Origin of the sequence: Achromobacter sp. (genome assembly GCF_050285585.1) — a bacterium.
Lineage (GTDB): Bacteria > Pseudomonadota > Gammaproteobacteria > Burkholderiales > Burkholderiaceae_B > Achromobacter.
Genome location: NZ_JBLZXF010000003.1, coordinates 299,252 through 312,847, shown reverse-complemented (window position 1 = coordinate 312,847; position 13,596 = coordinate 299,252). Strand labels below are relative to the sequence as shown.

Genomic DNA, 13,596 nt, shown 5'->3' with positions numbered 1-13,596 from the left:
CGAACTTCGGTGTCGTGCGAAAGAGGGGCTTCCGGAAATGTGTAGCGGCGGACGCGCGCATTCGGAAAATAATAAATGGCGCGGCAGGCAGCGGTTCCATGTCCTGGCCGTGAAAAACAAGACCCAGGAGACCGCCTTGACCGATACTCAACGCCGCCGCGCCATCGCGGGGCTGGGCGCCGCATGCGCCGCCGCCATCGTTCCGTCCTGGGCCCGCGCCGCCACCTGGCCGGGCCATGCCGTAACCTTCATCGTGCCCTTTCCGGCAGGCGGGCCGGTGGACACCACGGCCCGCTTCACCACGCAGCCGCTGGGCCAGCTGTGGTCCGTCCCCACCGTCGTGGACAACCGTTCCGGCGCGGGCGGTATCGTGGGCGCGCAGTTCGCCGCCAAGGCCGAACCCGACGGCTACAGTTTCTTCTTCGCCTCCATCCATCATGCGGTGCTGCCCAGCCTGCGCGACAACCTCAGCTACGACATCCGTCGCGATTTCGAGCCCGTGGGCATGGCGGCGGTCTTTCCCATCGTGCTGGTGGTCAACCCGTCGCTGCCCGTCAATTCCGTCAGTGAATTGATCGCCTACGCCAAGGGCAATCCCGGCAAGCTGTCCTTCAGTTCGTCCGGAACGGGCGGCGGCACGCACCTTGCGGGCGAACTTTTCAACGCGATGGTCGGCGTGAAGATCCAGCACGTTCCCTATCGGGGCAGCGCGCCCGCGATGCAGGACCTGCTGGGCGGGCAGGTGCAGGTGATGTTCGCCGACGGCCCCTCCGCGGTTCCCCACTTGAAGGCGGGCAAGGTGCGCGCGCTGGGCGTCGGCAACCCGCAGCGCTCGGACATGCTGCCCGACGTGCCCACCATCGCGGAATCGGGCTTGCCGGGCTACGAGGCGTACTCATGGAGCGGCGTGATGGCGCCCAAGGGGACGCCCGCCGATATCGTCGCGCGGCTGAATGCCGACATGGTGAAGGTGCTGTCGGACCCGGCCACCGCCAGGGGCATGATCGCGGCGGGAGCGGAACCCCGGCCAGGCACGCCCGCGCAGTTCGGCGAGTTCGTCCAGGCCGAGATCGCGAAGTGGCGCGGCGTGATCAAGGCGGCGAATATCAAGGTGGAGTGACGCCGGGGCCGGCGGCAGGCGCCAGCGGACCATTTGGCCGGGCCAGGGCTTCGCGGGCGCACAGGTACTCGGCCTCGAGCTGCGCCACCAGCGTTGCGACCGGCAGGATCTCCTGCGCCGCGCCCACGCCCTGGCCCGCGCTCCAGACGTCCTTCCAGGCCTTCGGGCGCGCGTTCTTGTCCAGCATCGGGGGCGGGGCTTCACGGTGTTGCGCCAGTTCCGCGGGATCGAGCCCTGCGGCCAGGATGCTGGCAGACAGGTAGTTCGCGGGCACGCCCGAGAAGTAAGGGGTGTAGACCACGTCCGCCGCCTGGGCCTGCAGCACCATTTCCCGGTAGCCGTCGCCCGCCAGCGACTCTTGCGTGGCGATGAAGCGGGTGCCCATGTAGGCGAAGTCGCAGCCCATCACCTGCGCGGCGAGAATGTCCTTGCCGTGGCTGATACAGCCGGACAGCGCCAGCGGCCCATCGTAGAAGGCGCGTATCTCGTTGACCAGCGCGATGGGGTTGATCTGGCCCGCGTGTCCGCCCGCGCCGGCGGCGACCAGGATCAGGCCGTCCACGCCGGCATCGAGCGCGCGCTTGGCGTGCCGCACGTTGGTGACGTCATGGAAAACCAGGCCGCCATGCGGATGCATGGCGCGCACCGCGGCCTCGGGCGCGTGCAGCGAGGTGATGAGCAGCGGCACGCGGCGCTCGGCGCAGATCGCCAGATCTCCCTGCCAGCGCGCATTGCTGGGATGGATGATCAGGTTCACGCCAAAGGGCGCCACCCTGGCCCGCGGGTCCTCGCGCCGCCGCGCCTCCAGCCCTTCTTCGATGCGCGAGATCCAGGCGTGCAGCTGTTCCTGCGGCCTGGCGTTGAGCGACGGAAATGTTCCGATGATGCCCGCGCCGCATTGCGCGATGACGAGTTCCGGGCCCGAGACCAGGAACATCGGGGCGCCGATGACCGGCAGACGGGTCTGGGCGCGCAATGCGGGCGGCGGGTTCATCATGGCGCTCCGGAGCTTCAGTTGGCCTGGATGTTGGCGTTTCGGATGACGTCGGACCACAACGCGTACTCGCGGTCGATGCGGGCCTGCAGGGCCTTCGAGTCGCCGGTGTTGATGGAGTAGCCGCCGTCGACCATGGCCTGGCGGAACGCCGGATCCTTGGAGACGTCGGCCAACGCGCGGGTCAGCCGGGCGGAAACGGCCTCGGGCAACTGCTTGGGCCCCACCAGGGCGTACCAGCCGACGACTTCATAGTCCTTCAGGCCGGCCTCGATCATGGTGGGCACGTCGGGCAGTTCGGGGTTGCGCGTCTTGGACGTGACCGCGAGCGCGCGGGCCTTGCCGCTCTTGATGAAGGGAATGGCGGTGCTCGTGATGTCGAACATGAACGTCACCTTGCCGCTCACGACGTCCATCATGGCCGGGGAATTGCCGCGGTAAGGCACGTGCAGCATCGGCACGCCGGCCTGCTTTTTCAGGAGTTCCGCGGACAGATGGTTAGAGGCGCCGATGCCGGCGGAGCCGAAGGAGACGGCGTCGGGATGCGAGCGCGCGTAGCTGACGAGCTCGCCCACGTCCTTGGCCGGAATCTGCGGGCCGATAAGCAGCACGTTGGCGTAGTCCACGACCAGCCCGATCAGCGAAAAGTCCTTGCGCGGGTCGAACAGCGTGCTGCGCTGTACCAGCGGCGACATGGTGAGCGTGGGGCTCGCGGCGAAACCTAGCATATAGCCATCCGGCGCCGCCTTGGCGGTGGCGTCCGAGGCGATCATGCCGCTGGCGCCCGCGCGGTTTTCCACGACGACGGCCTGGCCTAGCTTATCGCCCAGGTATTTGGCGAACACCCGGGCCGTGGTGTCCACGGGGCCGCCCGGGGCATAGCCCACCAGCAGCCGTATGGGGCGGTCCGGATACGTGCTTTGGGCCCAGGCGGCCTGGCCGACTGCCATCATCGCCGTGGCGGCTGCCGCGGCGAACAGGGTCTTGATGCGCATGCTCATGTCTCCTAGTGTGCTTGGGCCGGTCGTGGAGCTAAGCCAGGAGCAAGCGCTACGCCAGCCTTTCTTTCAGCGGCTGCTTCAGGATCTTGCCGCTGACTGTGGTGGGAATCGTGTCGATGGGAATGATCTGGGCCGGCCGCTTGTACGGCGCCAGCTGGGCCCGCAGGTGCAGCATCAGCAGACGCAGGTCGAGCGAGGCGCCCGGCAGCGGCTCGACGAAGGCGATGACCTCCTCGTTCTGGTCGGCCGTGGAGCGGCCCACCACGGCGGACAGGCGCACGCCGGGAAAGGCATTGATCACGGATTCGACTTCGATCGGATAGACGTTGAAGCCCGAGCGGATGATCAGGTCCTTGGAGCGTCCCGAGATGAACAGCGCGCCGCTCGCGTCGACGTAGCCGATGTCGCCGGTATGGAGCCAGCCGCCGGGCAGCAGCGCCTGGGCCGTCTGCGCCGGATCGCGGTAGTAGCCCAGCATGACGCCCGGGCCTCGGATCAGGATGTCTCCGCGCTGGCCCGGCGCGGGCGCGCCGCCGTCCGGGGTTCCGATGCGCAATTCCACGCCGTCCACCGCGCAGCCGGCGGAGCAGTCGGCGCGGGGCGCGTCCATGTCCGTGATGAACATGGAGCCGGCGTATTCGGTGATCCCGTAGCCATGGTGCATGGGCACGCCGAAGTAGCGTTCCACGTCGCGCTTCAGGGTCGGGTCCAGCGCCGCGCCTCCGGTATACACGTAACGCAGGGCGGGCGCGCGCAGCGCCGTCTTCGGCGGCGCTGCCGCCATCATGCGGCTGAACATGGTCGGCACGCCCTGCAGGATGCTGACGCCAGGGCATGCCAGTGCTTTGAATGCGTCCTCGGGGTCGAAACGGCTGCGCAGCACCAGGCTGGCGCCGGCGTGCACGGTGGCCATCAGCACGGTGGCGATTCCGAAGATGTGCGACATGGGCAGCGCCGCGTAGCCGATATCGTGCGGCGTCAGGCGGCGCGACGCGGCCGACACGCGGGCGAAATGCAGCAAGCCGCGATGCGGCACCATGACGCCCTTCGGCGCGCCGGTGGTGCCGGAGGTGTAGATCAGGGTCGCCACTTCGCTTGCGTGGCCGGCCGTTTCCGGCGCCGTGGGAGCGTCCGCCAGCACGGCCTGCACGCCGGGCCCCCACACGGCGGCCGGGGCGTCGCTTGCGCCCGCCGTTTCGGCGTGGGCGCGGGCGCTTGGAGAAACGCCGGTGGTGTAGAGCGTCGCCTCGGGTTGCGCGTGCTGGCGGATGTTCTCGATCTCGCGGGCGGAGAGCCGGGCGTTCACGCTCACCGGCCAGGCGCCGGCCAGGCTGCAGCCGAACAGGGCGGCGATCATGGCGCCGCAGTTCTCGCCCACCATCATGACGCGGTGGCCAGGCTGCACGCCTTGCGTTTCCAGCCATCGGGCCACGCCCTGCGCGCGCTGCCAGAACTGCGCGTAGCTCAAGGTGCCGCCGCCTTCCTCGTGCAGGAAGACGGCGTCGGGCCGCAGGCCCGCCTGGTGCGCGAGCAGGTGGTGGATGCGGGTGAGGGAGGCTGCCTGGAGCATCGGTGCGGGGTGTCGCTCAAAGAGTGGCCTGGGTGCCCAGGATTGCGGTGGACTGGCTGGACAGCGTGCCGCCGTTGCCGTGCACCAGCGCCAGCTGCGCGCCGCTGACCTGGCGCGCGCCGCCCTCGCCGCGCAGCTGCCGGACCGCCTCGATCATGATGAAGACGCCGTACATGCCGGGATGCACGCAGCACAGCCCGCCGCCGTTGGTGTTCACGGGCAGCCTGCCGCCCGGCGCGATAGCGCCGTCGGCGATGAAGTCCTTGCTTTCGCCCTTGGCGCAGAAGCCCAGGTCTTCCAGGAAGAGCAGGGTATTGATGGTGAAGGCGTCGTATAGCTCCACCACGTCGATATCGCCCGGCGTCACGCGGGCCATTTCGAAGGCGCGCCTGCCCGACTCGGAGGCTGCCGTCACGGTGAGATCCTCCATAGAGGATATCTGCCGGTTCCAGACCGCCGTGGCGTTGCCCAGCACATAGACCGGCGGGCGGGGCAGGTCGCGCGCGCGCTCGGCGCGCACCAGCACATAGGCGCCCGCGCCGTCGGTGACCAGACAGCAGTCGCGCACGCTCAAAGGGTCGGATACCATGCGCGAGCCGAGGATCTGTTCGAGCGTGGCGGGTTCGCGCAGTTGCGCCTCCGGGTTCAGCTGGGCCCATTGGTTGGCCGCCAGCGCCACCTGTGCCAGATGCTCGCGGCGCGTGCCGTACTGGTGCATGTGGCGAGCGGCGGCCAGCGCATAGGAAGACAGCGGGCTCAGCGGGTCGTAAGGCGTTTCATAGGGCTGGGGATCGAATTGCTTGCGCACGCGGCCGATTTCGGCCCGGCTCAGCGTCGAGGTGCGCTGGGTGCTGCCGTAGCAGACCAGCACGGCATTGCACTGGCCCGAAGCCAGGGCCTGCAGCGCGGGCATGAGGTGCGCCACGAAGCTGGAGCCGCCCAGCATCGTGCTGTCGATGAAGGTGGGGCGGATGCCCAGGTGTTCGATGACTGGCATCGCCCACATCGGCGCGGCCACGCTGGCGGTGCAGAGGCCGTCGATGTCGCGCATGGATAGGCCGGCATCCGCCACCGCGCGCTGCGCGGCCTGCACCAGGATCTCCATTTCCGTGTAGCCCGCGGCCTGCCCCAGGCCGGCATGGCCTACGCCGGCCACCGCCACGGCGCCCCGCAGATCGTCGAGGTTCATTGCGCCTCCTTGCTGGGAACGAATACCACCAGGCCATGCCCGCCCTGTTGCGCTACCTGGGCGCGCACGGCCATGCCGATGCGCACGGCTTCCGGCGGCACGCCCTCCACGCGGCTCATCAGCCTGACGCCTTCCCGAAGGTCCACCAGCGCCACGTTGTAGTCGCCGCCGGCGTCGGGCTTGCGCCGCACGACGGTGGTGGAGTAGACGGTGCCGCGTCCGTCCGGCTCGACCCAGGAAAGCGAGCCGGCGCCGCAATGCGGACAGATCATGCGGGGATAGAAGACGGCTCGGTCGCAGGCGGCGCAATGCTGGATGAGGAAGCGGCCCTGGTCGAGCGCCTGGCGGTACTGCGCCTCGACGCCTTGCGGCGCGGCTTCCTGGTGATCGGGGAGGGTCATGGTGCGTGAGGCCTTTCGGTCAGTGTCAACAGGCACTAGTGTCGGCACTGCCGCGGAGTTGGGCCATTCTTCATTGCTGAAGCAGGCCTTCCGCCGGCCCGTAGTGGGTGGCGCGCCCTACGTCCAGCCCGAAGCCGGTCTTCGGCAGAGGCAGATTGCCGGGACCGCGGGACCATGGCTAGATACCGGAAAAGGAGGTAGACCATGAACCTGACCTGGACGCCGCAAGAGCGCCGATTCCGCGATGAGGTGCGCGCGTTCGCCGAGGCCAAGCTGCCGGAGGATATACGCGGCAAGGTGCTGCGGCACCAGCGGCTGGAGCGCGACGATTACGTGCGCTGGCACAACATCCTGGCCGACCAGGGCTGGGGCGCGCCGAGCTGGTCCGTCGAGCACGGCGGCACCGGCTGGAACGCGCTGCAGCGCCTGATCTTCGAAGTGGAGTGCTTCAAGGCGGGCGCGCCGCGCCTGCTGCCCTTCGGGCTGTCCATGATCGGGCCGGTCCTGATGAAGTACGGCAGCGCGGAACAGCAGGCCCGCTTCCTGCCCCGGATCCCCCGGGTCGAGGATTGGTGGTGCCAGGGCTATTCGGAACCGGGCTCGGGGTCCGATCTGGCCTCGCTCAAGACGCGTGCCGAACGCGACGGCGACGGCTACGTGGTCAACGGCCAGAAAACCTGGACCACGCTGGCCCAGTACGCCGACTGGATGTTCTGCCTGGCGCGCACCGACCCCGACGCGCGGGCGCAGCGCGGCATCTCGATGCTATTGCTGGACATGCGCGATCCGGGCGTCACCGTCCGTCCGATCCGCACGCTCGACGGCGGGCACGATGTGAACGAAGTGTGGCTGGAGAACGTGCGCGTGCCTGCGGCCAACCTCGTCGGCGAGGAAAACCAGGGCTGGACCTATGCCAAATACCTGCTGGGCCACGAGCGCACCGGCATCGCCGGGCTCGGCCATTGCCACCGCGAACTGGGCATCCTGAAGCGCATGGCCGAGAACGCGCGTTCCCATGGGCGGCCCTTGCTGGCTGACGGCCGCATGCGCGACCGGATTTCCCGCATCGAGGTGGACATCATGGCGCTCGAGATGCTGTTGCTGCGGGTGGCGTCCAGCAATGACGGCTCGCCGGGCCCGGAAGCCTCGGTCCTGAAGATACGCGGCTCCGAAATCCAGCAGGACCTGGCCATGCTGCAAATGGAAGTGGCGGGGCCGGACGCCTGGCCCTACGACCCCGACTGGATGTACGCCGACGCCACCTTCCACGGCCCCGGGCCCGAGATGGCCGCGGCGGCGGGCGCGGGCTATGCCGACATGCGCAAAACCTCCATTTACGGCGGCACGACCGAAGTGCAGAAGGGCATCATCGCCCGCCAGGTGCTGGGCCTCTAGGGGCGGTGGCCCCGGGGCGTATCGACAGGAACGCGACGCATGGATTTCATCTATACCGAAGAACAACGCATGCTGGCGGACAGCTTGCGCCGCCTGGTGGACCAGGCATGGACCTTTCCCCAGCGCCGCTCGCGGCAGGCCGCCGGCGCGCTGGACCCGCAGGCCTGGCGCGCCCTGGCGGAGCTGGGCGTGCTGGGACTGAACATATCCCAGGATTTCGGCGGATTCGGCGAAGTGCCGGCCAGCCTGCTGCCGGTGCACGTGGAACTGGGGCGCGGGCTGGTGTCCGAACCCGTCATACCCAGCGCCGTCATGGGCGCCGCGCTGGTCGACGCCTGCGGCGATGCGGCGCGGGCCCGCTGGCTGCCGGCGATCGCGGCGGGCGACGCCATCGTCAGCGTGGCCTATCAGGAACCGGGGCGCCGCTACGACACGGATCCCCAGGACTGCCATGCCGCCGAAACCGCCGATGGCTGGCGGCTGGACGGCGCCAAGCATCTGGTCTGGCATGGCGCGGCCGCCTCCGCCTGGCTGGTGAGCGCGCGGGGCGTCGACGGGCGTGCGGTGCTGCTGGCGGTGCCGGCGGATACGGCGGGCGTGCGCATGACGGACACCCCCACCCTGGATGGGGCGCGTTGCGCCCGCCTGGACCTGGACGGGGCTGTCGTGCCGGCCGATGCGCTGCTGGCGCGGGGCGAGGCGGCGGAGCACGCCTTGGCCCAGGCCCTGCAATGGGGCACGGCGGCGCTGTGCGCCCATGCGGCAGGAGCCATGGAGCGCTTGCTGGAGATCACGGTCGACTACCTGAAGACGCGCAAGCAGTTCGGCCAGCCGCTGGCCTCCTTCCAGGCCTTGCAGCATCGCCTGGCCGAGATGCTGGTGGCGAAGGAGCTGGCCCTGTCGATGGCCTACGTCGCGGTGGCGGCCCTGACCGAGCCCGATGCCGCGCAGCGCCGGCGCATGATCGCCTCGGCCAAGCTTGAGGCCGCGCGAGCGGGCCGCCTGGTGGCGCAGATGGCCGTGCAACTGCATGGCGGCATGGGCATGACCGATGAACTTGAGGTGGGCGACTACTTCAAGCGGCTGACCGTCGTGGACCAACTGCTGGGCGACACCGCCGAGCAACTGGCGGTCCTGGAGGTGCTGGCATGACGGCTTCCCTGTCCGGCGGCGGTTGGACGCAGATCCGCTTCAACCTGGAAAACGGCGTCGGCCGCATCACGCTCAACCGGCCCGAGCGCCTGAACAGCTTCACCGAGACCATGCATGTCGAACTGGCGCGGGCGCTGGACGCGCTGGAGGCCGAGCCCGGCCTGCGCGGCCTGGTCATCACCGGCGCCGGCCGCGGCTTTTGCGCGGGGCAGGACCTGGGCGAACGCAAGCCGGCGGAAGACGGCTCGCGCCGCGATCTGGCCGAAGGCCTGGAAAAGCGCTATCGGCCCCTCATCGGGCGCCTGCGCGCCTTGCCCGTGCCGGTGGTCTGCGTCATGAACGGCGTGGCGGCCGGCGCGGGCGCAAGCCTGGTGCTGGCCTGCGATGTGGTCTACGCCGTGGAATCGGCCCGGTTCGTCCAGGCCTTCAGCAAGATCGGGCTGCTGCCCGACGCGGGCGGCACCTGGTTCCTGCCGCGCCTGGTGGGATCGGCGCGGGCCATGGGCGCGGCGCTGTTCGGCGAGGCGGTGAGCGCTGCGCAGGCGGAGTCCTGGGGGCTGATCTGGCGCGTGGTGCCGGACGCGGCGCTCGCCGACACGCTGGCCGAGGTGGAGGCCACGCTGGCGGCCGGCCCGACGCGCGCATACGCGGCGACCAAGGCGGCGCTGCATGCCTCCAGCGGCAATACGCTGGCGCAGCAGTTCGACCTGGAATGCAGCCTGCAGCGCCAGCTCGGCCATACCAACGACTACCTGGAAGGCATGCGGGCGTTTGCGGAGAAGCGCCCTCCCGCCTTCACCGGCACTTGACGGGGCGGGCGCCGGGGCTCTTTCGGGCGGGCAGCTTTCGATGCGGCCTGGCCTAGGGCGCCTGCGGCGCCTGGATCTGCTCGATCAGCTCCCGCGCGCAGCCGGGCAGGGCGTCGACGTCGCGCACCAGGAGCTTGCGCTCGCGCACGACCCAGGGCTCGTCCAGTTCCACCACGCGCAGCTTCATGTCGGCGCCGTACCGCCGCGCGGCCGAATCGGGGATGACGCCGATGCCGACGCCCGCCTGCACCATCCGGCAGATCGAGTCGAAGCTGTAGAGCTGGATGCGCTGCGGCAGGCGCTGGCCGACGCGCTCGAGCTGGTCGCGCAGGAACGCCACCAGGGTGGAGCCCTCGTGCATGGTGATGAACGGATAGCGCACGGCGTCCGCCAGCTTGATCTTTTCCTGGTCCTGCAGCGGATGGCCGTTGGGCACCACCAGCACCAGTTTGTCGGTGCTGAAGTGGATCGCCTGCAATTCGGGGGCGTCCACCGGCCCGGCGACGATGCCCAGGTCTGTGGTGCCGTCCAGCACGCCGCGCACGATGTCGCGCGTCAGCCGCTCCTGGAGGTCCACCGTGACGCCGGGATGCCCGGACAGGAATTGCGCCAGGATGTCCGGCATGAACTCGGTGACCGCCGTGGTGTTGGCGAAAATGCGGATGTGGCCGGCGTCGCCGTCCGCCTGCTCCTGGAAATCATGTTTCAGGTGGTCGACCTGGCGCATGATGACCCGGGCGTGCTGCAGCAGCTTCTGGCCCGCGGGCGTGATTTCCACGCCGCGGCTGTCGCGGTACAGCAGCCGGGAATTCAGCTGGTTTTCAAGTGCCTTGATCCGCACGCTGACGGCCGCCAGGGACAGGTGCGCCCGCTTGGCCGCCTGGGTCAGGCTCGGGGATTCGGCGATGTGGATGAACAGGCGGAGGTCGGCGAGGTCGAAGTGCATAGCCCATATATTACGGCGCGGGGCGGCAGCGGCGGGAAAGCGGTCCGATTCAGGCGCCGCAAACCCCGCCTTGAGGAAAAACGAATTCACAATGGGAACGGCTTGCGGGCATGCTTCAGGCTGTAAAAACCCCACCAAAGGATATCGGCATGACGACTACAGATCCGGCCGCATGGATCGGCAGCGGCGAACGGAAGGCGGACGCCATGGACCCGGGCCATGCCGCGCGCATCGCGGCCACGCTGGGCGGCCCGGCGCCCGCCCGGGGCGAGGCCCTGCCGCCGCTGTGGCAATGGGCGTTTTTCATCGGCACGGTAGGCATGGACGGCCTGGGGACGGATGGCCATCCTTCGCGGGGCGGCTTCCTTCCGCCAGCCCAGGACCGCAACCGCATGTGGGCGGGCGGCCGCGTGGAGTTCCGCAAGCCGCTGAAGGCCGGCGTGCCGGCCGAGCGCGTATCCACCGTCATCGACGTCAAGGAAAAAACGGGCCGCACCGGCGCGCTGCTGTTCGTCACGGTGCGCCACGAATACCATCAGGAAGGCGAAATCGTCATCCAGGAAGAGCAGGACATCGTCTACCGCCAGCCCACGCCGCCCAAGCTCGCGGGCAGCGAGCCGGCCCCCGAGGCGCAGTGGCGCGACACGGTGGAACCGTCCCCGGTGCTGCTGTTCCGTTATTCGGCGGTGACCTTCAATGGCCATCGCATTCATTACGACCATCCTTACGTGACCGGCACCGAAGGCTATCCCGGCCTGGTGGTGCACGGCCCGCTCATCGCCACCGAGATGGTCGCCGCCTTCTCGCGCGCCCATCCCAAGGCGCGTCCCACTCATCTGTCGTACCGGGGCCTGCGCCCGCTGATCGCGCCCAAGCCCTTCCAGGTGGCCGGCCGCTTGACCGAGCCGGGCGTGGCCCAGCTCTGGGCAGAGCAGGACGGCACGCTGGCCCACCAAGCTGAATTGAGGTTCTCCGAATGAGCAAGCAGGCCCCCCGTCCGCTGGACGGCATCACCGTCGTCAGTCTGGAACACGCCATCGCCGCGCCCTTCTGCACCCGCCAGCTGGCGGACATGGGCGCGCGCGTCATCAAGATCGAACGCCCCGGCAGCGGAGACTTCGCCCGAGGCTATGACGAGCGCGTGCGGGGCCTGTCCTCGCACTTCGTCTGGACCAACCGCTCCAAGGAAAGCCTGACGCTGGATCTCAAGCGCGACGAGGCCGGCGGCATCATGGACCGCCTGCTCGAATCGGCCGACGTGCTGGTGCAGAACCTCGCCCCCGGAGCCGCGGCGCGGCTGGGGCTGTCCTTCGACGCCCTGCACGAGAAATACCCGCGCCTCATCGTCTGCGACATTTCCGGCTACGGCGAAGGCGGCCCCTACCAGGACAAGAAGGCCTACGACCTGCTGATCCAGAGCGAAAGCGGCTTCCTCTCCGTGACCGGCACCAGGGACGACCCCGTCAAGGCGGGTTGCTCCATCGCGGATATCGCGGCCGGCATGTACGCCTACTCGGCCATTCTGAACGCCCTGCTGCTGCGCCAGAAGACGGGCAAGGGCAGCCGCCTGGACGTGTCCATGCTGGAGAGCATGGTCGAATGGATGGGGTTCCCGATGTACTACGCGTTCGACGGCGGCGCCCCGCCCGTGCGCGCGGGCGCCGCCCATGCGTCAATCTACCCCTACGGGCCGTTCCCCGTGGGCGGCGGCTCCACCATCATGCTGGGCCTGCAGAACGAGCGCGAATGGCGCGTGTTCTGCGCCCAGGTGCTGCGCCAGGCCGAACTGGCGGAGGATCCGCGCTTTCTTTCCAATTCGCTGCGCACCGCGAACCGCGACGACCTGCGGGCGCTGATCGTGGCGGCGTTCGCCGACCTGTCCATCGAACAGGTGACGCAACGCCTGGAGGACGCCCAGATCGCCAACGCCCGCGTGAACGACATGGCGGGCGTGTGGGCGCACCCCCAGTTGCAGGCGCGCGCCCGCTGGAGCAAGGTCGGCAGCCCCGCCGGCGAACTGCCGGCGCTGCTGCCCCCGGCCAGCAGCAACGCATTCGCGCCGCGCATGGAGGCCGTGCCCGCGGTGGGCCAAAACACGGATGCGGTGCTAGCATCATTGGGATACGCGCCTGATCAGGTGGCGCAATTCCATGCCTCGGAGGTCGTGTGACCCATCCTGTCGTCCGTAGCGCCCTGTTCGTGCCCGCCTCGCGGGCCGAGCGCATCCCCAAGGCGCTCGCCGCCGGCGCGGATGCCGTCATCGTCGACCTGGAGGACGCCGTCGAGCATCTGGCCAAGGCGTCCGCGCGGGAGGCCCTGTGCGATTTCCTGGGGACGAATCCCCGCGCCCGCCTGTGGGTACGCATCAACGACGCCTCCACGCCCTGGCACGACGACGATCTGAAGGCCTGCCGCGGCAAGCCCGGCGTGGCGGGCATTCTGCTGCCCAAGGCGGAAAGCCTGGCGCAAGTGCGCCACGTGGCCCAGACCGGCCTGCCCGTGATCCCCATCCTGGAAACGGCCCAGGGCGTCCTCAACGCCGCCGAGGTCGCCGCGACCCCGGGGGTGGCGCGCCTGGCCTTCGGCAGCCTGGACTATGGCCTGGACATGGGGCTGGCGCCCGACACGCCCGGCGCCGCGACGGTGCTGGACCAGGCGCGCGTGCAGGTTCTGCTGCATACGCGCTCGGCCGGCCTGGCGCCCGCGCTCGACGGCGTGTTTCCCGGCGTGCAGGACCAGGCCGGGCTGGCGCAAGCCGCCGGCAGGGCCCAGCAGATGGGGTTCGGCGGGATGTTGTGCATCCATCCCACGCAGGTGGCCGTGATCCACGCCGCCTTCGTGCCGGCGCAGGCAGAACTGGAGTGGGCGCGCCGCGTCATCGCCGCGCATCGAGACACCGCCGCCGGTACCTTCATGCTGGATGGCAAGATGGTCGACGCGCCAGTCATCGCGCGCGCCCGGCTGGTGCTGGCGCAAGCGGGGGAATCCGCCGGCGCGTAGGGGCGCGTCTCCCCGTCAA

General features: G+C 69.4%; 13 protein-coding genes. 7 read left to right on the top strand and 6 right to left on the bottom strand.

What is annotated here, in order from left to right; genetic code table 11:
• Positions 1 to 136 precede the first annotated feature (136 nt).
• Entirely contained in the window at positions 137 to 1,120 is a 984-nt protein-coding gene (locus ACN6PJ_RS06990; protein ID WP_427995149.1) for a tripartite tricarboxylate transporter substrate binding protein, read from the top strand.
• On the opposite strand, the gene ACN6PJ_RS06985 is transcribed toward ACN6PJ_RS06990, so the two are convergent.
• Genes ACN6PJ_RS06985 through ACN6PJ_RS06965 form a run of 5 tightly spaced genes read right to left on the bottom strand, consistent with a single transcriptional unit; the run spans position 1,107 to position 6,275 of the window.
• Positions 1,107 to 2,114, bottom strand: coding sequence for an NAD(P)H-dependent flavin oxidoreductase (locus ACN6PJ_RS06985; RefSeq protein WP_427995259.1), 1,008 nt, complete (start codon positions 2,112 to 2,114; stop codon positions 1,107 to 1,109). The genes ACN6PJ_RS06990 and ACN6PJ_RS06985 overlap by 14 nt on opposite strands.
• A gap of 17 nt (positions 2,115 to 2,131) precedes the next feature.
• Positions 2,132 to 3,109: a Bug family tripartite tricarboxylate transporter substrate binding protein gene (locus ACN6PJ_RS06980; protein WP_427995148.1), complete on the bottom strand. Its 978-nt coding sequence runs from the start codon at positions 3,107 to 3,109 to the stop codon at positions 2,132 to 2,134.
• 55 nt (positions 3,110 to 3,164) lie between these two features.
• Complete coding sequence (locus ACN6PJ_RS06975; RefSeq protein ID WP_427995147.1) at positions 3,165 to 4,685, bottom strand: class I adenylate-forming enzyme family protein; 1,521 nt, start codon at positions 4,683 to 4,685, stop codon at positions 3,165 to 3,167.
• A gap of 16 nt (positions 4,686 to 4,701) precedes the next feature.
• The gene (locus ACN6PJ_RS06970) at positions 4,702 to 5,874 is read right to left on the bottom strand and encodes a thiolase (RefSeq protein ID WP_427995146.1); all 1,173 of its coding nucleotides are present in this window, start codon (positions 5,872 to 5,874) and stop codon (positions 4,702 to 4,704) included.
• Positions 5,871 to 6,275: a Zn-ribbon domain-containing OB-fold protein gene (locus tag ACN6PJ_RS06965; RefSeq protein WP_427995145.1), complete on the bottom strand. Its 405-nt coding sequence runs from the start codon at positions 6,273 to 6,275 to the stop codon at positions 5,871 to 5,873. The genes ACN6PJ_RS06970 and ACN6PJ_RS06965 overlap by 4 nt, the downstream gene beginning before the upstream one ends.
• Positions 6,276 to 6,479: 204 nt before the next feature.
• Between ACN6PJ_RS06965 and ACN6PJ_RS06960 the strand changes: the two genes are divergently transcribed.
• The 3 genes from ACN6PJ_RS06960 to paaG are packed head-to-tail and all read left to right on the top strand — an operon-like array spanning position 6,480 to position 9,631.
• Positions 6,480 to 7,670 carry an acyl-CoA dehydrogenase family protein gene (locus ACN6PJ_RS06960; protein WP_427995144.1) on the top strand — a complete coding sequence of 397 codons (1,191 nt, stop codon included), beginning with the start codon at positions 6,480 to 6,482 and terminating at the stop codon, positions 7,668 to 7,670.
• 39 nt (positions 7,671 to 7,709) lie between these two features.
• The gene (locus ACN6PJ_RS06955; RefSeq protein ID WP_427995143.1) at positions 7,710 to 8,822 is read left to right on the top strand and encodes an acyl-CoA dehydrogenase family protein; all 1,113 of its coding nucleotides are present in this window, start codon (positions 7,710 to 7,712) and stop codon (positions 8,820 to 8,822) included.
• The gene (gene paaG / locus ACN6PJ_RS06950; protein WP_427995142.1) at positions 8,819 to 9,631 is read left to right on the top strand and encodes a 2-(1,2-epoxy-1,2-dihydrophenyl)acetyl-CoA isomerase PaaG; all 813 of its coding nucleotides are present in this window, start codon (positions 8,819 to 8,821) and stop codon (positions 9,629 to 9,631) included. Before ACN6PJ_RS06955 ends, paaG begins: the two co-directional genes overlap by 4 nt.
• A gap of 52 nt (positions 9,632 to 9,683) precedes the next feature.
• Here the strand turns inward: paaG and ACN6PJ_RS06945 are convergent, their stop codons facing one another.
• Entirely contained in the window at positions 9,684 to 10,577 is an 894-nt protein-coding gene (locus ACN6PJ_RS06945) for a LysR family transcriptional regulator (protein WP_427995141.1), read from the bottom strand.
• 149 nt (positions 10,578 to 10,726) lie between these two features.
• Here ACN6PJ_RS06945 and ACN6PJ_RS06940 point away from each other — a divergent pair, with 149 nt between their 5' ends.
• The 3 genes from ACN6PJ_RS06940 to ACN6PJ_RS06930 are packed head-to-tail and all read left to right on the top strand — an operon-like array spanning position 10,727 to position 13,577.
• Positions 10,727 to 11,557: an FAS1-like dehydratase domain-containing protein gene (locus ACN6PJ_RS06940; RefSeq protein ID WP_427995140.1), complete on the top strand. Its 831-nt coding sequence runs from the start codon at positions 10,727 to 10,729 to the stop codon at positions 11,555 to 11,557.
• A complete protein-coding gene (locus tag ACN6PJ_RS06935) occupies positions 11,554 to 12,747 on the top strand; it encodes a CaiB/BaiF CoA transferase family protein (RefSeq protein WP_427995139.1) in 1,194 nt (397 codons plus the stop codon). The genes ACN6PJ_RS06940 and ACN6PJ_RS06935 overlap by 4 nt, the downstream gene beginning before the upstream one ends.
• A complete protein-coding gene (locus tag ACN6PJ_RS06930) occupies positions 12,744 to 13,577 on the top strand; it encodes an HpcH/HpaI aldolase/citrate lyase family protein (RefSeq protein WP_427995138.1) in 834 nt (277 codons plus the stop codon). The genes ACN6PJ_RS06935 and ACN6PJ_RS06930 overlap by 4 nt, the downstream gene beginning before the upstream one ends.
• The last annotated feature ends 19 nt before the right edge of the window (positions 13,578 to 13,596 follow it).

Excerpts from the sequence above, each read along its gene's own strand:
- ACN6PJ_RS06985 (WP_427995259.1), bottom strand. The coding sequence starts at position 2,114 with ATGAACCCGCCGCCCGCATTGCGCGCCCAGACCCGTCTGCCGGTCATC.
- ACN6PJ_RS06980 (WP_427995148.1), bottom strand. The coding sequence starts at position 3,109 with ATGCGCATCAAGACCCTGTTCGCCGCGGCAGCCGCCACGGCGATGATG.
- ACN6PJ_RS06975 (WP_427995147.1), bottom strand. The coding sequence starts at position 4,685 with ATGCTCCAGGCAGCCTCCCTCACCCGCATCCACCACCTGCTCGCGCAC.
- ACN6PJ_RS06970 (WP_427995146.1), bottom strand. The coding sequence starts at position 5,874 with ATGAACCTCGACGATCTGCGGGGCGCCGTGGCGGTGGCCGGCGTAGGC.
- ACN6PJ_RS06965 (WP_427995145.1), bottom strand. The coding sequence starts at position 6,275 with ATGACCCTCCCCGATCACCAGGAAGCCGCGCCGCAAGGCGTCGAGGCG.
- ACN6PJ_RS06960 (WP_427995144.1), top strand. The coding sequence starts at position 6,480 with ATGAACCTGACCTGGACGCCGCAAGAGCGCCGATTCCGCGATGAGGTG.
- ACN6PJ_RS06955 (WP_427995143.1), top strand. The coding sequence starts at position 7,710 with ATGGATTTCATCTATACCGAAGAACAACGCATGCTGGCGGACAGCTTG.
- paaG (WP_427995142.1), top strand. The coding sequence starts at position 8,819 with ATGACGGCTTCCCTGTCCGGCGGCGGTTGGACGCAGATCCGCTTCAAC.
- ACN6PJ_RS06945 (WP_427995141.1), bottom strand. The coding sequence starts at position 10,577 with ATGCACTTCGACCTCGCCGACCTCCGCCTGTTCATCCACATCGCCGAA.
- ACN6PJ_RS06940 (WP_427995140.1), top strand. The coding sequence starts at position 10,727 with ATGACGACTACAGATCCGGCCGCATGGATCGGCAGCGGCGAACGGAAG.
- ACN6PJ_RS06935 (WP_427995139.1), top strand. The coding sequence starts at position 11,554 with ATGAGCAAGCAGGCCCCCCGTCCGCTGGACGGCATCACCGTCGTCAGT.